The 21300-nt window shown below is 71.7% G+C and carries 20 protein-coding genes and 1 pseudogene; 8 read left to right on the top strand and 13 right to left on the bottom strand.

Going from position 1 to position 21300, the window contains the following annotated elements; translation table 11 throughout:
* Nucleotide 1 precedes the first annotated feature (1 nt).
* The 7 genes from CC117_RS11835 to CC117_RS11805 all read right to left on the bottom strand — a co-directional run bounded on the left by CC117_RS11835 (nucleotide 2) and on the right by CC117_RS11805 (nucleotide 5561).
* On the bottom strand, nucleotides 2–835 hold the full coding sequence (locus tag CC117_RS11835; RefSeq protein ID WP_071083776.1) for a sulfurtransferase: 834 nt from the start codon (nucleotides 833–835) through the stop codon (nucleotides 2–4).
* Complete coding sequence (locus CC117_RS11830; protein WP_071083775.1) at nucleotides 832–1251, bottom strand: DUF4395 domain-containing protein; 420 nt, start codon at nucleotides 1249–1251, stop codon at nucleotides 832–834. Before CC117_RS11830 ends, CC117_RS11835 begins: the two co-directional genes overlap by 4 nt.
* 243 nt (nucleotides 1252–1494) lie before the next feature.
* The gene (locus CC117_RS11825) at nucleotides 1495–2070 is read right to left on the bottom strand and encodes a TlpA family protein disulfide reductase (protein ID WP_368958613.1); all 576 of its coding nucleotides are present in this window, start codon (nucleotides 2068–2070) and stop codon (nucleotides 1495–1497) included.
* A gap of 123 nt (nucleotides 2071–2193) precedes the next feature.
* Nucleotides 2194–2961: an LmeA family phospholipid-binding protein gene (locus tag CC117_RS11820; protein WP_071083773.1), complete on the bottom strand. Its 768-nt coding sequence runs from the start codon at nucleotides 2959–2961 to the stop codon at nucleotides 2194–2196.
* Nucleotides 2958–4226 (bottom strand): hypothetical protein, encoded by a 1269-nt coding sequence (locus CC117_RS11815; RefSeq protein ID WP_071083772.1) that lies wholly within the window; start codon nucleotides 4224–4226, stop codon nucleotides 2958–2960. Before CC117_RS11815 ends, CC117_RS11820 begins: the two co-directional genes overlap by 4 nt.
* A gap of 105 nt (nucleotides 4227–4331) precedes the next feature.
* On the bottom strand, nucleotides 4332–4586 hold the full coding sequence (locus CC117_RS11810; protein ID WP_018638593.1) for a MoaD/ThiS family protein: 255 nt from the start codon (nucleotides 4584–4586) through the stop codon (nucleotides 4332–4334).
* Nucleotides 4587–4595: 9 nt separating this feature from the next.
* Nucleotides 4596–5561: an alpha/beta hydrolase gene (locus CC117_RS11805; RefSeq protein WP_241830035.1), complete on the bottom strand. Its 966-nt coding sequence runs from the start codon at nucleotides 5559–5561 to the stop codon at nucleotides 4596–4598.
* 91 nt (nucleotides 5562–5652) lie between these two features.
* On the opposite strand from CC117_RS11805, the gene CC117_RS11800 reads away from it, so the two are divergent.
* Nucleotides 5653–6393: a response regulator transcription factor gene (locus CC117_RS11800; RefSeq protein WP_071083771.1), complete on the top strand. Its 741-nt coding sequence runs from the start codon at nucleotides 5653–5655 to the stop codon at nucleotides 6391–6393.
* A 480-nt stretch (nucleotides 6394–6873) separates the two neighbouring features.
* Complete coding sequence (mshD, locus tag CC117_RS11795) at nucleotides 6874–7881, top strand: mycothiol synthase (RefSeq protein WP_071083770.1); 1008 nt, start codon at nucleotides 6874–6876, stop codon at nucleotides 7879–7881.
* Here the strand turns inward: mshD and CC117_RS11790 are convergent.
* Nucleotides 7845–8234 carry an STAS domain-containing protein gene (locus tag CC117_RS11790; protein WP_071083769.1) on the bottom strand — a complete coding sequence of 130 codons (390 nt, stop codon included), beginning with the start codon at nucleotides 8232–8234 and terminating at the stop codon, nucleotides 7845–7847. The genes mshD and CC117_RS11790 overlap by 37 nt on opposite strands.
* 537 nt (nucleotides 8235–8771) lie before the next feature.
* Here CC117_RS11790 and CC117_RS11785 point away from each other — a divergent pair.
* Nucleotides 8772–9569: a hypothetical protein gene (locus CC117_RS11785; RefSeq protein ID WP_241830034.1), complete on the top strand. Its 798-nt coding sequence runs from the start codon at nucleotides 8772–8774 to the stop codon at nucleotides 9567–9569.
* Nucleotides 9570–9602: 33 nt separating this feature from the next.
* Here the strand turns inward: CC117_RS11785 and CC117_RS11780 are convergent, their stop codons facing one another.
* The 3 genes from CC117_RS11780 to CC117_RS11770 all read right to left on the bottom strand — a co-directional run bounded on the left by CC117_RS11780 (nucleotide 9603) and on the right by CC117_RS11770 (nucleotide 11866).
* On the bottom strand, nucleotides 9603–9977 hold the full coding sequence (locus CC117_RS11780; RefSeq protein ID WP_071083767.1) for a hypothetical protein: 375 nt from the start codon (nucleotides 9975–9977) through the stop codon (nucleotides 9603–9605).
* 296 nt (nucleotides 9978–10273) lie between these two features.
* On the bottom strand, nucleotides 10274–10927 hold the full coding sequence (locus CC117_RS11775; RefSeq protein ID WP_241830033.1) for a pentapeptide repeat-containing protein: 654 nt from the start codon (nucleotides 10925–10927) through the stop codon (nucleotides 10274–10276).
* Nucleotides 10928–11056: 129 nt separating this feature from the next.
* Nucleotides 11057–11866 carry a TMEM165/GDT1 family protein gene (locus CC117_RS11770; protein WP_071083766.1) on the bottom strand — a complete coding sequence of 270 codons (810 nt, stop codon included), beginning with the start codon at nucleotides 11864–11866 and terminating at the stop codon, nucleotides 11057–11059.
* A 399-nt stretch (nucleotides 11867–12265) separates the two neighbouring features.
* On the opposite strand from CC117_RS11770, the gene selA reads away from it, so the two are divergent.
* Together selA and CC117_RS11760 are read left to right on the top strand one after the other, a co-directional pair.
* On the top strand, nucleotides 12266–13927 hold the full coding sequence (gene selA / locus CC117_RS11765) for an L-seryl-tRNA(Sec) selenium transferase (protein ID WP_071083765.1): 1662 nt from the start codon (nucleotides 12266–12268) through the stop codon (nucleotides 13925–13927).
* Between the two features lie 34 nt (nucleotides 13928–13961).
* The gene (locus tag CC117_RS11760; protein ID WP_071083764.1) at nucleotides 13962–14618 is read left to right on the top strand and encodes a hypothetical protein; all 657 of its coding nucleotides are present in this window, start codon (nucleotides 13962–13964) and stop codon (nucleotides 14616–14618) included.
* On the opposite strand, the gene CC117_RS11755 is transcribed toward CC117_RS11760, so the two are convergent.
* The gene (locus CC117_RS11755) at nucleotides 14584–15282 is read right to left on the bottom strand and encodes an HD domain-containing protein (protein ID WP_071083763.1); all 699 of its coding nucleotides are present in this window, start codon (nucleotides 15280–15282) and stop codon (nucleotides 14584–14586) included. The two genes, CC117_RS11760 and CC117_RS11755, sit on opposite strands and share 35 nt — an antisense overlap.
* Nucleotides 15283–15391: 109 nt before the next feature.
* Entirely contained in the window at nucleotides 15392–17119 is a 1728-nt protein-coding gene (locus CC117_RS11750) for a hydantoinase B/oxoprolinase family protein (RefSeq protein WP_071083762.1), read from the bottom strand.
* Nucleotides 17120–17454: 335 nt separating this feature from the next.
* On the opposite strand from CC117_RS11750, the gene CC117_RS11745 reads away from it, so the two are divergent.
* The 3 genes and pseudogenes from CC117_RS11745 (at nucleotide 17455) to CC117_RS11735 (ending at nucleotide 21279) form a co-directional block, all read left to right on the top strand.
* Entirely contained in the window at nucleotides 17455–19104 is a 1650-nt protein-coding gene (locus CC117_RS11745) for an NAD(P)/FAD-dependent oxidoreductase (RefSeq protein ID WP_071083761.1), read from the top strand.
* Nucleotides 19105–19899: 795 nt separating this feature from the next.
* Nucleotides 19900–20370, top strand: a pseudogene (locus CC117_RS11740) (peroxiredoxin family protein).
* Nucleotides 20371–20907: 537 nt separating this feature from the next.
* Nucleotides 20908–21279, top strand: coding sequence for a hypothetical protein (locus tag CC117_RS11735; protein WP_071083760.1), 372 nt, complete (start codon nucleotides 20908–20910; stop codon nucleotides 21277–21279).
* Nucleotides 21280–21300 lie beyond the last annotated feature (21 nt).

Here is a 21300-nt window from a genome sequence, read left to right as displayed (position 1 = left end):
ATCAGGCGCCCTTCTCGATCGGCACGCCGACGAGCGAGCCGTACTCCGTCCACGAACCGTCGTAGTTCTTGACGTTCGCCAGGCCCAGCAACTCGTGCAGCGCGAACCAGGTGTGGGCGGAGCGCTCCCCGATCCGGCAGTAGGCGATGGTGTCCTTCGTCAGGTCCACGCCGGCCTCGGAGTAGAGCGCTGTCAGCTCGTTGTTCGAGCGGAAGGTGCCGTCCTCGTTCGCCGTCCTCGCCCACGGGATGTTCTTCGCGGTCGGCACGTGCCCGGGCCGCTGCGACTGCTCCTGCGGCAGGTGCGCCGGGGCGAGCAGCCGGCCGGAGAACTCGTCGGGCGAGCGGACGTCCACCAGATTCTTCTCGCCGATGGCGGCGATGACCTCGTCACGGAAGGCGCGGATGTCGGTGCGCGCCTCCGCGGCGGTGTAGCTGGTCGCCGTGCGCGGGGTGACCTCGACGGTCAGCTCGCGGCCGTCCAGCTCCCACTTCTTGCGGCCACCGTCGAGCAGACGCACCTGCTCGTGGCCGTACAGGACGAAGTACCAGTAGGCGTACGCGGCGAACCAGTTGTTGTTGCCGCCGTACAGCACCACGGTGTCGTCGTTCGCGATGCCCTTCTCGGACAGCAGCTTCTCGAACTGCCCCTTGTTCACGAAGTCCCGGATCACCGGGTCCTGCAGCTCGGACTTCCAGTCCAGCCGCACGGCGCCGGGGATGTGGCCCCGGTCGTAGGCCGACACGTCCTCGTCGACCTCGACGAGGACGACCTTGGGGTCGCCTGCGTGCTCTTCCACCCAGGTCGCGTTGACCAGCGCGGTCTCGCGGCTCATGCGCGTACTCCCTTCGCGGTGATGGAACGTAGGACGAGATACATGCGGCACCCGAGGCAGAGCCCGAAGACCGCGTTGAGGAAGGCGGCGACGAACGCGAACGCGGCGAGCGTGTAGCCGAGGGCGGGCACCCCGGCGAGAAGACCGACGGCCCCGACGAGCGTGAACATCAGGCCGACCGTCTGCGCGAACCGCGGCGGTGCCTCGGCCTCCATCTCGGCCGGCGGACCGAGCCGGGGCCGGATCAGGTAGCGGAAGACGAGCCCGTACGGGGCGTGGCGGATCCCGGCGAGCGAGCCCACGGCGAAGACCGCGGCCTGCGCGAGCAGGACCCAGGGACTTCCCGTGATGATCGCGGCGGCGAGCACGACGACGGTGACCGCCGCGGCGAACCGCGGCCCCCGTGGGTCCACCATGACGCTGCTCTCCTGACGTGGGACGGTTTCGGGCCGGCGGCGGTTTCGGGCAGCCGGACGGGACCGGGCACGCCCCGGAACGGCTGTGGACACGGTGGACGAGGGCGGGGACCTACGTCAGCGCACGGTCAGGAAACGCAACACAGGCAGCTGCGGACGCGGCAGAGATCGACCGCGCGGCGTCTGACCAGCTGGGTGTCGCACATGGTGCGTGTCACGGTAGCAGCGAACGTCACAGCTGTGTTAACCCTTACGCGACAGATCCACCGAATCACCATCTGGACCCGACTGTGGATCTCCCGGAAAGATCTCGCCCAACGAGGCCAGGGTGGCGATCACCGCCGCCCGCGTCGGCGGCGCGCCACTCGCCCGGCGCACCTCGGTGCCCGAGCTGTCGAGGACGAGCACGGTCGGGGTGCTGCGGACCGCGAGGCGCCGCACCAGCTCCAGGTGCGACTCCGCGTCCACCTCCACATGCCGTACCCCGGGCACGACCGCGGCGACCTCCGCCAGCATGCGCCGGGTGCTCCGGCACGGTGCGCAGAAGGCCGTGGAGAACTGCAGCAGCGTCGCGACCTCGCCGGGCACCTGGCCGAGCGCGGCCAGCTCGCCGGTGAGATCCCGCCCGTCCGCACTCATGGGATCATCCTCCGCCGCACCGCGCCGACCGGGAAGACGTGACCACACTCCACTGGGACCTCCGTGCCGATCTCCGCGCCCGCCCGGCGCAGCGCGGAACCCGCCGCCCCGGCGCGTGGTCACCAGACCGATCGCCGTCGCCGCGAGAAGCGCCGCCAGCAGAACCCACAGCCCGGTCATGCCAGGTGCAGCGCCGCGACAGCACCCGGAGCTTCCCGCCCCACGGAAATCCACCGAAGACGCCCGAAGCAGGCACCCACCGTGACAGCGGATCGCCCGCCGGGACATCAGGGTGCGACGACGTCAGGGTGCGACGGACCCGCCGGTCGTCACGCCCGTCGCCAGATTGGGGTCGAGCAGGACGTCACGGCCGCCCGCCGTGAAGGTGAGCCGGTCGGGCCCGACCACGGCGGACTGCAGCGCCATGTTGAACGGCAGCCCGGTGATCGGCACGCGAATGGTCAGCAGGGCGCGGACCGGCTCCAGTAGCTGCGGTGGGATCACCGCCCCGATGCTCGCGGTGAGGTCCCGCGGGGTGAAGGTGACCGAGTCCGCCGAGACGCCGATGTCGGCGGTGCCGGACACCGGGTACCTGGTGCCCAGCACCTCCGCCGTCCCGGCGACCTGGATCCCCTGGTCGGCCGGGCTGACCTGCACCTGGGGCTCCTGGGTCGCCAGGTAGGCGTTCAGGTCGGCGAAGGTCAGGTCGACCTGGGCGTCGACCCGGTCGACCGGCACCTGATCCACCTGGTCACGCAGGACGTCCGACAGCGGCAGCCGCACGCCGGCGAGCTGGGCGCCGACACGGTCGATGCGGACGCCGTCCTGCTCGTAGCCACGGACCTCGATGTCGACGTCGCGGTACCGGCCGGCGGCGACCTGGGTCAGGAACGGGAAACCCCCAAGGGACACATCCGGCCGCTCGGCCGGGTTCTGCGAGGTCTGCGCCCGGGTCGCGATCTGGTCGGCGACCACCCGGGCCGCCACCCGGTCGAGGACCCCGAGCACGATCAGCGCCAGGAGGATCGTCACGAGGAAGATGACGAGGCCGCGCCGTGCACCCCGGCTCATCCGGGGAGCTGCCGACCGACGAGATACACCATCGGCGCGGCCAACGCGAGCGGGATCAGGACGCCGAGCAGCAGCCCCGCCCCGGCGCCCGACCAGCGCCCGGCAGGGACACCGACCGCCCCGGAGCCGGCCGGCAGACCGGTTGCCGACGCCGACGTACCCGATGCGGACACGGCCAGCGGAACGGCCGCCGGCACGACGGGCGGGGACCCGGTCGGCAACGCCGGCCCGACCGGGATCGCGCAGGCGGCCGCCACCGCTCCGGCCGCGGCGAGCGCGGCGGCGGCGGGGACGCCGAGATCTGTCAGGTCGCCGAAGACGGCGCCCGCGCCGGTGCCGGCCGCCGCCCCGAGCATCGCGCCCGCCAGAGCGCGGAACCGGAACCGGCCCGCGGACGCGGCAGGCCCGGTCGGCGCCTGCTCACCTGAGCCGGCGCGATCGACGAAGACACCGGTGCCGTCGGAGACAACGGTGTCGTGGGCGGCAGGTTCGGAGGCGGCGGGTCCGAGGAGGGCGATCACCGCGCGGCCGACCAGGACAGCGGTGCCGGCGCCGAGCAGACCCGCGATCACCATGCTGTCGGGCGGATGCTCGGCACCCGCCTCGGCCCGCAGCACGAGGAAGCCGGTGAGGAACGCGGCGATGGTGACCCCGCCCAGGGCGGCCGCCATGTCGCCGCTCACCCGGTCAGCCGCCCGCAGGGGCCGGATGACCACCTGCGCGGCCGGATGCGGAGGCACGAGGGTCGGATGCGCCGGAACCGCGCCACGATGCGCCGGAACCGCGGCGGCACTCCCACCGGGCGGACCAGCCCCGCCCGGGCGCTGACGCCGGGCCAGCTGGTAGAGCACGGTGACCGCGAGGGACACCCCGACGACCCCGGCCACCGTGCCGATGCCGTTGTCGTCGTAGCCGTGGCCGCCGCGCCCGTCGTCATCGCCGCCGGGCCAGAGCACCGCGAGATCGCCCGCGAGCGCGCTCGCCGCCACGAGTGCCACGGTGCCCGCCGAGGCCCCGAGCGCCCGCGCCCAGGCCCAGGCGAGCGAGGACTGGGCCGCGAGCAGCACACCCGCAAGCGCCCACGGGCCCGCGACCGCGGCGAACGAAGCACCGGTGACGAGCGCGGCGATCGCCGCGCCCACCGCCGCCGAGCCCAGCAACGCGGGACCGGGCCCACCAGGGACCGGGGGCGTGGCCGTGCCGGCCGGCCGGGCCGCGTCCGGCGAGCCGGACACTCCGGGCGAACCGGGCTCGGGTCTAGGCACGGCACCATGCTGCCACGGGCGATCGTCCGCGGAACCAGGGCCCGGTGTACCCGCACGTGTCCCGTCGTCGACCGCTTCGCGCAGGCGTCCGCCGGCACCTCACGCTCATCCCCCCGCGAAGGGGGGTAAGACCTCGACCACCGCGCCCTCCCGCAGCGGCACGGTGGCCGGGTCACGGCGGCCCACCGGCTCGTCGTCCAGCAGGAACGCGCACCTCCGCAGCACCGTGGCGAGCCTCTCGCCACGCCGGTGGGTGACCTCGTCCAGCGCGCCGGCGAGGGTGGCGGCGTCCACCGGCTCCTGTTCGACACCGGCCGCCTCACGGGCCCCGGCCCAGTACCTGACCACCACGCGTGCCACGGCCCGACCTCACTCCTCGCGTTCGTCGTGCCCCACCTGGAACACCCGGCCCGGCGCCGGCCTGCCTCGCCCGGCCGGCGGGAGCCCGGTCTCCCCCGCCCACCGCCGCGCGCAGTCGGCCCACTCCGGACGTCCGGCGAGCAGATCGGGCAGGTGCGCCCCGATCCGGTCGACCAGGCCCGGGACGACCCCGGCCTCGGCGTGCCCGAAGCCGGGAACCAGCCACAGCTGCGCGGACGGGCCCGCCGCCGCGGCGAGCGCACGCGGATGTTCCTCAGTGAAGTACGTATCCCGGTCGCCGTGCACGATGAGGAGAGGGGTCGGTGCGATCCGCCCGATCACCTCGACGGGCGAGGGCGGGACGGCCGGCCACGCCTGCGCCGCGATGCGGACCCCGAGGGCGAGGCGGGCGGCGACCCGTCCGGACGCCGTCTCGGCGAACCAGTGCACCCGCCGCATCGGCGCCGTGTCGCGGACGAACCACCGGCTGGCCGCGCTGACCGAGACAACCGCGTCAGGACGATGCCGGAGCCGATGCCCGTGCACCGCCACCCCGGATGAGGCCAATCCGGCATGCCGGACCACCGCGGCACCACCCATGGACCACCCGAGAGTGACCACCTTCCGGTAGCCGACGCGACGTGCCTCACCCACCGCAGCATCCACGTCGAGGACCTCGCGGTCCCCGAAAGTGCAACTGCCGGTCGATCGACCGTGACCACGCAGGTCCATCGACAGCACACTCACGTGCCGACGCAATTCCTCTGTTACAGCACGCGGCGCCGGCCGCCCGATCGATCCGGAGAAGCCGTGGGCGACGACGACGCAGACGGCGTCCGGGTCTGTCACCACGGGAACACGATTCCGCAGCTCCGTGGCCAGGATCTCAGCGTCTGCGGTGGGAAGAAGTCGATAGACAGTAGGAGCGGAGTAGGGCACTCCGCTATCCTCCCCACAGACCGGTACTCGTTTCATGCCCATGACGGTCGTGGAACGTGGGACACCGGAGACAAGGATCGCCTGGGTCGACGCTGCCCCAACACACACCGCACCTGGAGGAGCCGTCTTGAGCGTCGTCCTTTTGCTCACCAACGCCCCCGGTCCGTCGGCCGAGTCCTTCCCGTCCCTTGGCCTCCTCACACACACGGTCCGTGTCGCRCCGCTGGAGGCAAGTGCACTGCTCGACGCACCCCCGGTCGATGTGATCGTCGTCGACGGCCGGCGCGAGCTCGTCATCGCGCGAGGCCTGTGCCGCCTGCTGCGCACCACCGGCCTCACCACGCCGCTGCTCGCCCTCGTCACCGAGGGCGGCCTCGCCGCGGTCTCCGCGGACTGGGGCGTCGACGATGTGGTGCTCGACAGCGCCGGGCCGGCCGAGGTCGAGGCCCGGCTGCGGCTGGCCATCGGCCGGGTCGCGGCGGCGGGCGRCACCGCCGAGGCCGGAGTGATCCGATCGGGTGACCTCTCCGTCGACGAGACCACCTACTCCGCCAAGCTGCGGGGGCGCCCCCTCGAGCTCACCTTCAAGGAGTTCGAGCTGCTCAAGTACCTCGCGCAGCACCCGGGGCGGGTCTTCACCCGGGCGCAGCTCCTGCAGGAGGTCTGGGGCTACGACTACTACGGAGGCACGCGGACGGTGGACGTGCATGTCCGCCGGCTGCGCGCGAAGCTGGGCCCCGAGCACGAGGCGATGATCGGAACCGTCCGCCACGTCGGCTACAAGTTCGTGGCTCCGCCGATCTCGCCGCTGCCCGAGTCCGCCAACCGCATGGACCGCGACGACATCCGCTCCCCCGAGCGCGTCTGACCGGTTCCGCACGTCGCGTCGCGGTTCCCATCACACGCGGCGCGCACCCCGCACGGACAGCACGGCGGCGTATCCGAGGTTTTCCCCCGGATGCGCGTACCTGGAGGGTCCGGTGGCCGTCGAGCACGGTTGCCGGGCCCTCCCGGCATGTCCGGGCCCGTCCGGGGCCCGGACGGGCCGTCCCAGACCCACGTTTCCGCCACGCACAGCGATACGCTCCGGGGCGTCGCCCGCCGCGAAACCTGCCGGTCACCTGGCGAGATCGATCCGGCCCTGGGCACGCAGGTCCCACGGCACCTCCGGGGTGGCCCCTCGCCCACGCTCATCACCTTGACGTCCGCCCACAGGGCTCCGCGGGCCGGGGGCTGATGGCTGGCGCGGCCCCGGAGCCGCGCCCGGATGCCCGCCGCGTCAGATGAGCGCACGCGGACGTCCCCGAACCGCGCCGAACGACCCCACCGGACGCACTAACGTCGACGGATGACCTCGCTGAGCTGGCTCCGCGCACTCGACGCGAACGATGTGGCCGCCATCAACGACCTGCTGGCCGCCGCCGAGCGCGCGGACGGGAACGGCGTCTCCGAGGATGTCCGGCTCACCCTCCGCCCGGGGGCGGCGAACGGTGGCGCGGGGCACCTGGTCGCGTGGGAGGGATCGTCCGTGGTGGGGTTCGCCGCCGTGGGCGGTGATGCGGCTGAGCGCCAGGCCGAAGTGGTGGTCCACCCGGATCACCGGCGTGCCGGAGTCGGGACGGCGCTCGTCCGCGAGCTTTCCCGGGCGACGGATCGCCCGTCCCACCTGAACATCTGGGCGCACGGGGACTCACCCGCCGCCGCCGCGCTGGCAGGACGCACCGGTTTCGAGCGGGCACGGGTACTCCTCCAGCTGCGCCGGCCCCTGCTCCCGACCGCCGCCCCGGGAGCGGGGCACCAGCCCCCGGCCAGCGGAGATGATCTCCCCGAACCGGTGCTGCCGGCCGGGGTGACGCTTCGCACGTTCGAGGTGGGCCGGGACGAGGCGGCCTGGCTGGCGGTCAACACCGCGGCGTTCGCCGACCACCCCGAGCAGGGCCGCTGGACGTCCGATGATCTGCGTGCGCGCGAGGCGGAGCCGTGGTTCGACCCAGCCGGCTTCTTCCTCGCGGAGCGGGACGGAGACCTGGTCGGGTTCCACTGGACGAAGGTGCACCCGGACGACCCGACGCCGGCGCCCGGCGACCAGCCGCCCGGGGCCGGGCAGGGATCCGCCGGCCCGATCGGCGAGGTCTACGTGGTCGGAGTGGCCCCGGGCGCGGCGGGAACGGGCCTGGGCCGGCTTCTCACCGTCGCCGGCCTGCGACACCTGCGCGGGCGCGGCCTCGGCACGGTGATGCTCTTCGTGGACGAGGACAACGTGCCCGCCGTGCGCCTGTACACCGGCCTGGGCTTCCACCGGTACATCACCGATGTCTCCTACCGGCGGGCGACCCCGGGCCGCGGGCCGGCCTGACCCGCGAGCCCCCCACGGGTCTGGACGGGCGTGACCGAACCGTGGTCGATATCGATCACGGTGGTCAGGTTCGTCACGTCGAGCAGGCGGTAGGCGTTCTCGTTGAGGTTGCGCAGCACCAGCCGCCCGCCGGCGGACCGCTGCCGCTGATGCGCGTAAAGGATCACGGCCAGCCCCTGCGAGTCGAGGAAGCTGACCTGCCGGAGATCGACGATGATCTCGCGGACTCCGGCGATCCGCGCATCAAGCAACGCCTCCCGCAGCGGCTCCAGGGACGAGTAGTCGATCTCGCCTTCCGGGTGCACGACGACGGCGTCTCGACCTGTCACTTCCACACGCACGCTGGGGACCATGGCTCCGGTCGGCCGCGACGACGGTGCGAGGCGGGAAGCCCGGCCGGCCTGCCTCCCGCGGCGCCACGCGCTCCGGACAAGCGCGGTAATGCAGCCTCTACCCAGGGGGTATCGAGCTCACACCGAACCCAGGTCACGGTTTTTCCGGCATCGGGCTTTCCGCCCGCTCGCCGGCCCGTTCTCCGATCATGCCGTCTCACGCGGCGCGCGTCATGCGGCGCGTCGGCGGCGGGCCGCTCCGACGCAATCGGGCTCCGTGGCCGACGCAATGGCGCGGACCCGCCACCTGCAGCAGCCTGGTTTACATGGGGCGACGGGATAGYCGAACCAGGGTGGTCGGAACCGCGCCCGGGTCGAATTCTGTCCGGCTTCTTCTCCACCATCGCGCCGGATCACCGCGACATACCCGGAGGAATGAAGGAGCTCTTCGACGAGAAACTCCCCGCCGCGCGGGGTGTTACCTCCGGAATCACCGTGAGACCGTCATCCCGCAAACGGCGATCGAGCAATCTCCCCGCCGCGGAGGAGGACCACGCGATGTCCCGACCGACCCCAGACACCACACCGAGTGACGATCTTGCCGACCTGCCCCTGCGTCACCCGGCGCCCATGCCCCGCGAGGTGACGATCTTCGTCGGTCGCGTGGATGGCGCTGCCGTCACCGTTGCCGCCACTCCCCGTCCCCCGGGCCACGAGCGGCGCGCGGCCATGCACGCCGCCTCGACCGGGCAGCCCCACGCGCGCGAGGCACCGACCGGACGACAGCCCGACGCAGAGTGGTACCGCGCCGGACGACCCGACGCGTACGGCGGCGCCACCCGCAACGCACACGACATCCACACCAAGGACGACCTGCTGCGCAGCGAGCCGGAGAACAGTCCTTACCGCGCTTTCGCCACCTACGGTCCGGACGAGCCAGCCGAGCCAGCCGAGCCGGGTGAGTGGGAGGAGTGGGAGGAAGGGCCGGTGGTGCGGCTCCGGATCGCCCCGGCCGGGCCCGGGATCTCCGCCGCCACCGATCTCGGCGCGGACGAGGTCCACCGGATCATCGAACACCTGCTCGCGCTCGACTCCGCCCGGCGATCAGCGCTCCTCGACGCCGAAGCCAGCTTCGCCGGGCAGGCCGACCCGGCCGGCCCCGGCGACGAGGCCGGCCCGTTCAGGCCGGCAGCCCGGCCCGGGGGCGCGGACGGGACGCGGATCACGGTCATCACCGCCGAGGGGACCACGGCGGGTGGCCTGCGGCATGCCCTCGCCTCCGTGCCGGCCGAAGCCCGCCTGCGGGACTTCACCAGCGACACAGAGGTCGTCCTGGTGTTCGACGAGCCTTCGTAGCGCAGCGACTGCCCCGGAGGCGGGCCCGGCCGGTCAGCCCTTCGCCACACCGGCCCGCCGAGCCTCCAGATCGGCCCGGTCGGCGACCCAGTAGGGCCCCTCGTCCTCCACCATGTCCGCCATGATCACGTGATGATGTCCCTGGTGCCCGGTGGGCAGGAGGCAGGTCATCCCCTCCGCCCGGCATCCGGGGGCCGTGACGGTCCTCGGGGCGGACCAGGACAGCCACACCTCCTCGTTCCCCCAGCCCTGCAGGACGGCCATGTGGCTGTCGGGGTGACCCTCCTGCAGCCCGCAGGTCACCTCACTGGGCACCTCGTACGCGGCTCCCGGCACATCGTCGAGCCGCATGACAATGTCCTCGGGCACGCGCTGCCAGGCCCCGCAGCCGCCCTCCTCCATGATCATCCCGTCGCCGTTCCCTCCGCTGTCTCCACCGGCGGACCCGTCACCACTCGCCCCGAAACAGGGCAAGTTTGACACTCTTCGTGTCCGCATCGTCACATGCGCGATCGACGCACCGATATAAGCACGGACCGTCGGGAGGCCTCCCAGCAGGGCGGAATCATCCTTTTTCTATGGAGACGCACCGTTGCGCCGCTCCGCTTTCCTGGTGCACCGCCCGTTTTCCGTGCTGCCACCCTGGCGGCGCCGCGGCGGAGGCGGGCATCCGACGCCACCCGCCCAGGTATGGCCGGTGACAGTCAGACCACGGAAATTGCGAGGGCGGCAGCCATCGGCCCGACGAGTGTCATCACACTGTCCGCATCGACCTCCGCGCCGGCGAGCCCGTCCACTCCTACAGCGCCGTCGAAGCGACATCTGTGGAAGGCGGCCGCTGTGATCGTGACCTCCGTGAACACCGCCCCGTCGAGGTTGCAGTCCTCGAACCGGACGTGATCCAGCCGTGTCCCGGTCAGGTCGAGACCGGACAGATCGCAGCCGGTGAAGCGGGCACGGTGCAGCCGGCACGACCGGAGGGTGACCCCGTCCGCGCGGACCTGCTCCAGGACGAGGTCGTGGAACTCGCCCCGGATCCACACTGTGCCGGACACCCGGCCGCCCCTGATCTGGATGCGGGTGCCACCGCCGCCGTCGATCACGACACCGGCCAGAACCCCCTGATCGACAAGGACGTCCCGCAGGCGCAGGCCCGCGACCTCACCCCCCAGGACGCGCGTGCCGGCGAGAACGGTGGAATCGATCGTCGCACCGGCCAGGCCGCCTCCATCCGGGTCGCCGGCGGCGAGGGCCGCACTCAGGTTCTCGACGGTTCCGCGTACGACCCGCGGCTGCCGGCCCTCCGACCGCCGGCCGCCGGTGCCCCGGCTGGGCTGGTCGATCGCCAGAGCCGACATGTCGAGATCCGGTGCTGCCGGCTGCCACGGGCCGACTCGCCTGCGCGGGGTCATGGCCCGATTCTGCCGGCAGGCCCTCAGCCGGCTCAGGGCGGCGCCGGGCCAGCCCGGTCAGCCCGGTCAGCCCGGTCAGCCTCGGATGGCATCAACCAGCGAGATCAACGCCAGCACAGTGAAGGCGACCGCCGCGATCCGCGTGATCAGACGCACCGACAGGACACGAAGGAGCCCACGCCCGCCGGCGATGGCCATTGCCGCGACGGTCCACAGCGCGAGGACGGCGCCAAGCCACACCGCCACCGGCGCGGAATAGCGGGCAGCGAGGTTCGCGGTCGAGAACTGGGTGAGGTCCCCGAGTTCCGCGATGAACACCACCGCGAACGACGTCGCGGCCACGCGCAGGAACCCCGAGCGGTCAGCGCCGCCGCCCGCGGATCCGGCGACGCCCTTCCCCTTCGAGCCCACGACCGCCGTGCCGACGCCGGCCTCGGCCCGCGCACCTGCCCTGTGCCCGGTCCCCGTCGCGGTCCCAGCTGTGTCTCCAGTTCCGGCGTCTCCAGCTCCGGCCTCGTTACCGGCTCCGGGTACGGGCCTGACCGCGCCGGCGCCGGCGCCGGGCCCTCGGGACGCCTCCGACTGGTCCGGCTCCACGCCGGGGCCGTCTCCTCCGCTCTCCCGGCCCTCCCGCAGGACGAGCACGGCACCGAGGGCGAAGAGCAGCGCCGCGACCCCGTCGACGGCTCGGGACGGCAGCAGCGACAGCGCGCTTCCCGCCGCCACGGCCAGCGTCACCTGCACGACGAAGGCCGCGGCGACACCGGCCCAGACATACAGCGGACGGAAGCGGCTGCCCAGGACGAGACTTGCCACCATCGTCTTGTCCGGGAGCTCTGCAAGGAAGATCACTGCGAAGGTGACGAGGACGGCGGTGAGACTCACGGGCTCGGATCCCTCTCTTCAGAGGCCGGGCCGGTGACGGGAACCGCCTTCGACCCGGCATGACAGCCAGATCGAAGGTCTCGCCCACCTGACAGAGGTCAGGCCCGACGGCCGGGCCCGAAAAACGGGCCAGTATGTCGACACGCCGGACCGCGCACGACCCGGGATCATCACCGGCCCAGGCCCGCCCGCCCATCGCTGGGCGGCGGTGCACATCGGCCAGGGAACACCCGGGTTGCCACGGCGGGGCTACTCCCCTTCTCTTCGCACAGTACCCCGCACCCGTCCGTGACGTCGGATTCGCAACCGCGCAGAGGACAACAACCAGGCCACATCCGGCCCACACTCCACGGAGTGCCATCATTCATTCACACACAGATACGACTAGCATCCCTCAAGGTGATCGCCGATCCTGGCCGACCGTCCGTCGAACCCACGCGGTTCCTCACCCTTCCCGCAACACCGAGCAGGGTGATCACGGCGCGCGCGGTCCCAGGTGACCCGACCGCTGGCCGCCTCGCCYCGAGCGAACCAACCCCGAACCGCCCGAGACCCACCGAGCAGACCGGGCTCACCGGGCGGCCTGCCGGGCGGTCCAGCGTGCTCCCCGGCACCGCGCCGGCACACCCGAGCGGGTCCGTCCCCGGCGCTGCTCTCGCCACAGCGGGCCAGATCCCGGCCCGTCTGCGCCCGGTGATCAACGCGACGGGGATCCTGCTGCATGACGGGCTGGGCCGGGCACCACTCTCGCCCGCGGCACGGGCGGCGGTCGACGCGGCCGCCGCGACCTGCGACCTCGAACTCGACCTGGCGACCGGCCGCCGCGGTCGCCGCGGAAGCGCCGCGCTGACGGCACTCGCCGCGACAGTGCCGGCCGCCCGCTCCGTCCATGTCGTCAACAACAACGCCGGCGCCCTCATGCTCGCGGCCCTGGCCCTTGCCGGCGGCCGGGAGATCGTCGTCAGCCGCGGCGAGATCGTCGAGACCGCCGACGGGTTCCGGCTGCCCGAGCTGCTGATGTCCACCGGCGCCCGGCTGCGGGAGGTAGGCACCACCAACCGGACGACCCTGGGCGACTATGCGGACGCCATCGGACCACGTACCGGCTTCGTGCTCCGGATGCACCCGCCCAGTTTCCAGATGGTCGGGCTCACCGCCGCACCGGTGCTGACCGACCTCGCCGAGTTGTGTGCCCGCCGGGGCGTGCCCCTGATCGGGGATCCCGGCTCGGGGCTGCTGACCCCGGACCAGGCACTCCCCGGCGAACCGGACGCCTCGACCTGGCTGCGCGACGGCGTCAGCCTCGTGACCACCTGCGGCGACAAGCTGCTCGGCGGTCCGCAGTGCGGTCTCGTTCTCGGCCGGGCCGACCTCGTCGACCGGATGCGCCGCCATCCGATGGCCCGGGCCCTGCGGGTCGACAAGCTGACGCTGGCTGCGCTGGAAGCAACCCTGCGCTTCGGCGACAGTCCCGTGCGCCACTTCCTGCACGCGGACGCCGCGGCACTGCGGAGCCGCGCCGAGCGCCTGGCGTCCTGGCTGCGCGGTTCCGGGGTCCCCGCGTCGGCGGTGAGCAGCCGGGCGGTGGTCAGCTCGGACGGCGTCGACGACGCCAGCCGATCCCCCAGCGCCGCCCGCCGGGCCACGGCCGGGACGGGGACAGGCCTCGGCGGTCACGGCGCTGGCCTGCCCAGCGCCGCCGTCGCACTCGACGCCGGCCTCGCCGCGCTGCTGCGCCAGGGTCGCCCGTCCGTGCTGGGACGGGTCGAGCAGGGTTGCTGCCTGCTGGATCTGCGATCGGTGCCGCCAGATCTGGATCCGGTTCTCGCCGCGACGGTCCTCGCAGCCGCCACCGGAGCAGGATCCGGCGCCGGCGACAGCCCGGCCGCACCGCCCGAACCCACCGGCACGCCCGACGACCCCGACGGCCCCGACGGTCCCGGAGCCACCGGCACGGAACCGACAGGTTGGGCGCATGCGCCGGGCTGGGCGCGGCCCACCGACCGCTCCCCGTCCGCAGGCTGGACACCGGCGGACGTCGACGAGGTGACGCTGCAGTGAGGTCGGCAGCGAGGCCGGCCGTGCAGCCGTCGCGGTGACCCGCGGCCTGCGTTGGGCCGGTGGGTTCGTCCTCATCACCCACGGTCTGGTGCACCTGCTGATCTGGCCGGGTGCGCCCCTCAGGACGTCCGGCGGCACCACCCGGCTGCGCTGGAACGGCACGTCCTGGTCCTGGGTACCGGACTGGATGCCACCCGCGGCGGTCAGCGCCGTGGGCGGGACGCTGCTCGCCGCGACCGTTCTCGGTTGCCTCTTCGGTGGTCTCGCCCTGCTCGGGCTGCCGGTGGCACGCCGGCTCCCGCTGTCGGCCGCCGGCGCTGGCGCCGTCTGCTCACTGCTGCTGTTCGCACTGATCTGGCCGGGGCTCGAACCGGACCCCGCCGAGTTCGCCGCCGGGGCGGTCCTGAGCGCGGCGCTGCTCGCCGGGGTCTGTCTCACCCTGCTGGCGCGCAGGTGGAGGCGCCGTTCCAGCTCCCCGGTGGGTCCGGGCGACCCCGCCGGACCGGGGGGCGCAGCTCCATCAGGCCAGGACCACCAGGACCACCGTCAGGCCGGGGACATCGTTCGGTCGGGGAGTCCGTCCAGCTCAGGAACGCCGTTCAGGTCAGAGACAACGCCGTTCAGGTCAGAGACACTGTGCTGGTCAGAGACACTGTTCAGGCCAGCGACAGGGCCGACAGCTCACGGTTGAGATTGGCCCGGGCGGCCGGCTCCCAGAGCCTGCGGGCCCAGGCCGTCGCGTAGATCGGCCCGTCCAGAAGGTTCCGGAGGACGGCGCCCCGCCCGGCGGCCCAGGTGCCGCCGCCGACCCAGGCGTACTCGAGCCGCACCCTGCGGACGTACCTGTCGTAGGACGGCGCCGGGCGGGCCAGCACCCGCAGGTCGGCATCGTTCACGAAGGTCTCGTCTGCTGCCTGGGAGTGGTGCCCGGCTGTGGCCTCCACCAGCCGGCGCACGTCGGCGATCACAGCCACCGGGCAGCCGAGACCACCGAGAACATCACCGGCCAGGTCTGCGGATCTGCTCTCGTTGTCGCGCGCACGTGAGTCGTACACCGCATCATGGAAGTGCACCGCGAGCAGGCAGACCGGCACGTTCACGCCGGCGGCCGGCRCCCGGTCGGCGGCGATCAGCAGATGGAAGGCGGCGGTCGTCTCCGCCACGTGACGGAGCGTGTGGTAGTGGCGGCCGGGTTCCCGGTAGCGCCGGACGAGGTCCACGAAGGCCGCCACCCGATCCCCGGCGTCGGCCGTGGCGCCGGCAGCGACCAGCGCGCCGTCGAACGCCCGGGCGAGTGGCGAGCGTACGGACGCCATCCCACCCGCGATGGCGCCGGCCGCGACGGGGTCGGTCACACTCTCGATCGTGAACGCTGTGTGCCTCTTTCGCAGCCGATTGCACGGATTTATCGATCACACCTTTGGCTGATCGTTTGGCAGGTAGCACGTTGCTGTAGTCGAACAGCTACGTCTCGCGGGCAGGCAGCAGCCCCTCGCCAACTGGCGAGCCGTCCGTTTCGTCCAGGTGAGTGCCACCACTTCGGACACCGTCAGCGTCACGGAAGGCACCGGTTCCACTGCGGACAGCATCTCCGGCGCCGGGCGATGACGGCGCCGGTGGCGATCCCCACCCCCCACCACCGGGGGTACGGAGAGTGACCACCGCACCGGCGGGCAGGTCTCGGCTCGCCTTCGGTGGGAGCGGGGCCCCGTCGACGTCGTTGTGGCCGACCGCGCCTGCCTCTCCTCCCTCGATCCCGCCGGGCGCATGCCGCCGCCGGTCCGTCAGGACGGACAGTGTCGCCGCTTCCAGAACCCGCACCGAACGCACGAGGCCCGCGCCGCCCGGGTTCCTGCCAGGCCCACCCGTGCCGTCGGCGAGCTCGTACCGCTCGACCCGCATCGGGTACTCCAGTTCCAGCGCCTCGATCGGGGTGTTCAGCGTGTTCGTCATCCCCACGTGCACCCCGGAGGAGCCGGGTCCGCGGGCTGACGCGCCCTGGCCGCCCCCCAGCGTCTCGTAGTAGGTCCAGGTGGCCCCGCCGATGATCAGGTTGTTCATGGTCCCCTGCCCGGGCGCCGGCAGGATCATCTCCGCCACGGCACCCGGCTGCTCCCCGATGCGGGGCGGGCCCTCCCGGCCGGCACCGACGGCCAGGCGCAGGGCGGCGAGGACGGTGTCGGCGATCCGTTGGGACGTCTCGACGTTGCCCGCCACCACGGCGGAGGGGCGGCGGGCGTCCACCAGCGACCCGGGCTCGGTCACCACGGACAGCGGCGCATAGGTGCCGTCCCCGCTCGGGACGTCGTCGGGCAGCAGCACCCGCAGCGCGAAGCAGCAGGCCGAGCGGGTCACGGCACGCGGGCAGTTGATGTTGCCGCGCACCGCCGGGGAGGTGCCCGTGAAGTCCACGGTCATGCTGTCGCCGGCGATGACGACCGCGACCCGCAGGGGGATGTCCCGATCATCGATGCCGTCCCCCTCCAGCTCGCTGTCCACCCGGTACACGCCGTCGGGAAGGCTCGCGATCACCGCACGGCTGCGCCGCTCGCCGTAGCGGAGCACCTCGGCGAACGATTCCAGCACCACCGACGCCCCGTGCCGGCGGGCGAGTTCGGTCAGCCGGGTGGCGGCCAGGCCGCCCGCGGCCGCCTGCGCACGCAGATCCCCGCGGCGCAGATCCGGCGTCCGCGAGTTGGCGCAGATGAGGTCGAGGACGTCCGCYTGCCACTCCCCGGCGCGGACCAGACGGATCGGGGGAATGATCAGACCTTCGGCGAAGATCTCGGTCGAGTCCGCCGGCATCGAGCCCGGGCGCATCCCACCCATGTCGGAGTGGTGTGCACGGGTCGCCGCGTAGCCGATCACCTCACCGTCGAGAGCGAGCGGGGAGATCAGGGTGACGTCCGGCAGGTGGTTCCCGCCGGAGAAGGGGTCGTTGAGCACCCACACGTCGCCGGGTACCGGGCCGCGAGCGGCGACGACCCGCACCGACTCGTACATCGCGCCGAGGTGTACAGGCACATGGGCCGCCTGGGCGATCATCAGGCCGTCGAGGTCGAACAGCGCCGCGGAGCAGTCCCGACGTTCCTTGATGTTGGACGAGTAGGCACTGCGGACCAGCAGGGTCCCCATCTCCTCGGCCACGCCACCGATCGCGCTCGACAGCACCGCAAGGGTCACCGGATCCATCCCTCCACTTTCCCACTCGCCCCCTCCCGGGCGGGGCCCTGCACAGCGAGGCAGGCAACGCCGCAGCCAGCCGGCGCCAAACAGACAGGGTCCAGACAGGAAAAGGACACTGTCCTGACAGAGCACGATAATTTACCCTTCAAGTACAAATCGTCATATTTTTACACGAAAGCCGCAAGGCATCCGACAACCTGGCGTTGATGTCCCATTTATCTAGACCAACAGACGGATGAGTGGTTCAGTACGCAATCATGAAGGGATCGGGCCCTCGTTCCACCGCAGACGGAACGAGATGCCTGATCATCTCCGAATGGCTGCGTCCAGGGAGTAGCGCAATGAGCGAGTACGACTTTTCGGTCGCCATTCTTGGCAGCGGTATCGCCGRCTCGACGCTGGCGAACATCCTCGCCCGCCATGGCCACAGCGTGGTACTCATCGACAGCGGAACCCACCCGAGATTCGCCCTGGGGGAATCGACGATCGGGGAGACGACCTATCTTCTCAAACTACTGTCCAAACGCTTCGACGTACCGGAGCTCGGCCATGTGAGCAGCTTCGACGGAGTGCGCCAGCACGTCTCCTCGGCCTGTGGCGTGAAACGCAACTTCGGCTTCGTCTACCACCACGAGGGCGAGATCCAGAACCCTGACGAGGTGACTCAGTGTAGCGTCTCGGAGTTCCCGAACGGGCCCGAGATGCACATGCACCGCCAGGACATCGACTCGTACCTCTTCTACTCCGCCGTCCGCCACGGCGCGCACCCGCGGCAGCGGACCTTCGTGGACCACGTCGAGTTCACCGACACCGCGGCCACCCTGGTGACGAAGAGCAACGAACGGATCCGCGTCCGCTACGTCGTCGACGCGTCCGGGCGGAACTCCGTGCTGGCGAACCAGTACGGCCTGCGCGACGACCCCTGCCGGTTCCGGACGCACTCGCGGACACTGTTCACCCACATGGTCGGCGTCACCCCGTTCGACGAGGTCACCCGGCCCAGCGGGCAGCCGTCACCCTGGTACCAGGGCACCCTGCACCACCTGTTCGACGGCGGCTGGCTGTGGGTGATTCCCTTCGACAACCACCAGCGCGCCACCAACCCGCTGTGCAGTGTGGGGCTCAACCTCGACACCCGCCGGTTCCCGAAGCAGCCCGGGGCCCGCGCGGACGAGGAGTGGCAGGCGTTCCTCGACCGGTTCCCCAGCGTGGCCCGCCAGTTCGAGGGCGCGCGGCCGACCTGGGAGTGGGTCTCCACTGGGCGCACCCAGTACTCCAGCACCCGGACGGTGGGCGACCGCTGGGCGATGATGAGCCATGCCGCCGGCGCCGTCGACGCGCTGTTCTCCCGCGGCATGGCCAACACGATGCAGGTCATCTACGCCTTCGCGCCGCTGCTCATGGAGGCGCTCGCCGACGGCGACCTCTCCGCCGAGCRCTTCGCGCCCATCGAGCAGCTCAACCAGACCATCCTGGACGTCAACGACCAGCTGGTGGYCGGCTCCTACGTCTCGTTCCGGGACTTCGACCTGTGGCGGGCCTGGTCGAAAGTGTGGTTCATGGCCTGGAACCTGGGGATCGCGCGCATCGTCGGCACCTACTTCACCTTCGAGGAGAGCGGCGACCCCTCGCTGTTCGAGCAACTGTCGGACGCGCCCTTCCCGGGGACCTTCTGCCCGGACCTGCCCGAGTTCCAGGACCTCTTCCGTCAGCTCGGCACCATCATGGAGCAGGTCGACGGCGGCCGGACGGCGCCCGGCCAGGCTGTGGACCAGCTGGCGCAACTCCTCGGCTCGGCGGCCTTCCTACCCGCGCCGCTGCGGCTCGGCGACGTCCTGCGCCGGTGGCACGACGGTTCGTTCGAGGCGCAGCGCCGGATGTACGAATGGGGCCGCTCGACCTCACCGGCGCCGCTGCGCCGCTGGTACGACTACGATCTCGACGCTCTCCTGAGCCGCACCGGCGGCGTGCCGGAGCCGGCCGCGCTCTGAGTCGGGCGGGAACCACCGCCACCTTCTGTCACGGAAAGTAGCGCCAGCGGGTGCCCGGCTCGGCGTGCCGCTGGCGCCGCCAGCGGCTTCGGCCCCTGCGGGGGATATCGCCCGCATCGCCGCGACTCCAGGAACGCGACAGATCTCTCCGGCCCCGGAGGCCACACTCGACCGGGGCCGGAGTACCGAAACCCGAGGCCTCTGCCGACACACGCGGGCGCGTCGTGACGGACACCCGTGCGCCATCGCAGCCGGCTGAGATCCCGCCTCCGGGAAAGCTGAGAACCAGAACGGCGGCGACCGAAGGTCGCGGCGACACAGGTCAGCCCGGAAACGTGGCCTGAATACGATGAACCGGCCGCTGTTCTCCGGTGCCGGCGCCCCTGCCTTCCCGTAGGTGCCGACTCGCGCCGGTTTCAGAGCCCCCGAGCGGGCCGGCTGAAGGCCGACCGGAGATTCTTTCAGAAACATGCACCGGACCGCATCCCCGCCGGTCAGGCCGGGGACATTCGCCGCGACCACCGGGCCTTTGGTCCCCCAACTGGAGGACGATGTCGGCCCCGCGACGGGTATCCCGACCCGCCCCCCGGCAGAATGTCCACGGCCGCAGCACGGCGGATCCGGGCGCAGCGCGCAACCTGTAAGGAGCAAGATGTCATGGCTGTGGGCGGCCTCCGCCAGACCTCCCAGATCCCGGGCCGATCTGATTCGCCCGGCTGCCGCCTGCCCGGCCGGCGCCCGCTCGACAGGCCCCCACCCGGCCAGCGCGGGCCACGCCCGGAAGGTCCGCCGAAGATGGCCACTCCCACCGTCGGACAGCCGGCCCCCGACCTCACGCGCCCCGGCCTGACCCTGGCCGACGGAACGGCAGCCCTCGCCGACTTCACCCTCTCCCAGGAGCGGGGCCACCCGGTGGTCCTGGCGTTCCACCCCGGTGACAACACTCCGGTGTGCGCGAAGCAGATGTGCTCCTATGCCGCCGGTATCGAGGTGTTTCGCGGCCTCGCTGTACCGGTGTGGGGAATCAGCCCGCAGGGTCTGGACAGTCGTGAGGGCTTCGCCCGGTCGCACTCACTCGGCTTTCCTCTCCTCGCGGACACGGAACGCAGGGTCGTCCGGTAGTACGGCATCTCCATGCCCGGACCGGGGCTCCGGCTATCGGTCGGCGGCGGCGGGGCGGACGTGCTGCGCTGGAAACAGGTCGGACTCATCGGCGTCACCTATTCCGACGTCGACACGATCGCCGCACAGCTCGCCGCGTTCTAGAACGATGTGGGCCATGAGTGGTCCTCTTCGGCCGCCCACGACTCATACCGCCCGACAGGCCGTGGCACGACGTCACCGAACCCGCCCCGCCGGGCGTCACACGGAAGGACCCGCCGGCCTGGAGCAGGCCCGGGGCAGCGGTTCACCGGGAGGGCGAGCGACATCCGGGTACTGCTCTGACCTGCACTTATGAATCTCGGACAGCAATCCCACCGAGCTCTCAATATGCACACTCGTGTTACCTGGTCAGCCCAGCCAACGACTACTGTGCGAAGTGCTCCATAACTGCACAGGTCGGATCCGCCCGAATTCTGGTGAGATGGTACTGACAGGTACCAGCGCGTTGGCATTGCCGGGAGAGAGGGCCGTCACGTCATGGCGCTCGAGGACCCGGAGAGTGCTCCCATTTTCAAGTGGGGCGAAATGCGAAGAAAGCTCGGGACCTGGTGGTTCGCACGAGAGGACCGACCTGCCGAAGACAACGGGGACAGCGAAAAGACCGCCAAGGACGAAGCCAGCAACCAAGCAGGAGGCGACATGAACAGCGTTGACATCGCGCTGAAGGAATCACTGGAGATCGAGGGGGCGACCGGAGTCGCGCTCGWCGACTTCACCAGCGGGATGACCCTCGGCAAGCTCAGCAACATCCACAACTTCGACCTGGAGATCGCGGCCGCGGGCAACACCGAGGTCATCCGGTCGAAGATCCGCACCATGGAGAACCTGGGCCTGCAGGACACCATCGAGGACATCCTCATCACGCTCGGCCGGCAGTACCACCTGATCAGGCTGCTCAGCAGCCACACCGGCCGCGGCCTGTTCATCTACCTGGTGCTCGACAAGGGCCGCGCGAACCTCGCGATGGCTCGCCACCGCCTGCGTTCCATCGAGTCCCGCCTCGACATGTGACGCCACTGCATCCCTGTGACG

The sequence above is a fragment of the Parafrankia colletiae genome, from assembly GCF_001854655.1.
Lineage (GTDB): Bacteria > Actinomycetota > Actinomycetes > Frankiales > Frankiaceae > Parafrankia > Parafrankia colletiae.
The sequence above is the reverse complement of the archived record's forward strand: the minus strand, read 5'-3'. Positions and strand labels throughout refer to the sequence as shown.

Bases quoted from the DNA above. Each gene is read 5' to 3' on its own strand.
- CC117_RS11835 (WP_071083776.1), bottom strand. From the start codon at position 835: ATGAGCCGCGAGACCGCGCTGGTCAACGCGACCTGGGTGGAAGAGCAC.
- CC117_RS11830 (WP_071083775.1), bottom strand. From the start codon at position 1,251: ATGGTGGACCCACGGGGGCCGCGGTTCGCCGCGGCGGTCACCGTCGTC.
- CC117_RS11825 (WP_368958613.1), bottom strand. From the start codon at position 2,070: ATGACCGGGCTGTGGGTTCTGCTGGCGGCGCTTCTCGCGGCGACGGCG.
- CC117_RS11820 (WP_071083773.1), bottom strand. From the start codon at position 2,961: ATGAGCCGGGGTGCACGGCGCGGCCTCGTCATCTTCCTCGTGACGATC.
- CC117_RS11805 (WP_241830035.1), bottom strand. From the start codon at position 5,561: ATGAAACGAGTACCGGTCTGTGGGGAGGATAGCGGAGTGCCCTACTCC.
- mshD (WP_071083770.1), top strand. From the start codon at position 6,874: ATGACCTCGCTGAGCTGGCTCCGCGCACTCGACGCGAACGATGTGGCC.
- CC117_RS11790 (WP_071083769.1), bottom strand. From the start codon at position 8,234: ATGGTCCCCAGCGTGCGTGTGGAAGTGACAGGTCGAGACGCCGTCGTC.
- CC117_RS11785 (WP_241830034.1), top strand. From the start codon at position 8,772: ATGTCCCGACCGACCCCAGACACCACACCGAGTGACGATCTTGCCGAC.
- CC117_RS11780 (WP_071083767.1), bottom strand. From the start codon at position 9,977: ATGATCATGGAGGAGGGCGGCTGCGGGGCCTGGCAGCGCGTGCCCGAG.
- CC117_RS11775 (WP_241830033.1), bottom strand. From the start codon at position 10,927: ATGTCGGCTCTGGCGATCGACCAGCCCAGCCGGGGCACCGGCGGCCGG.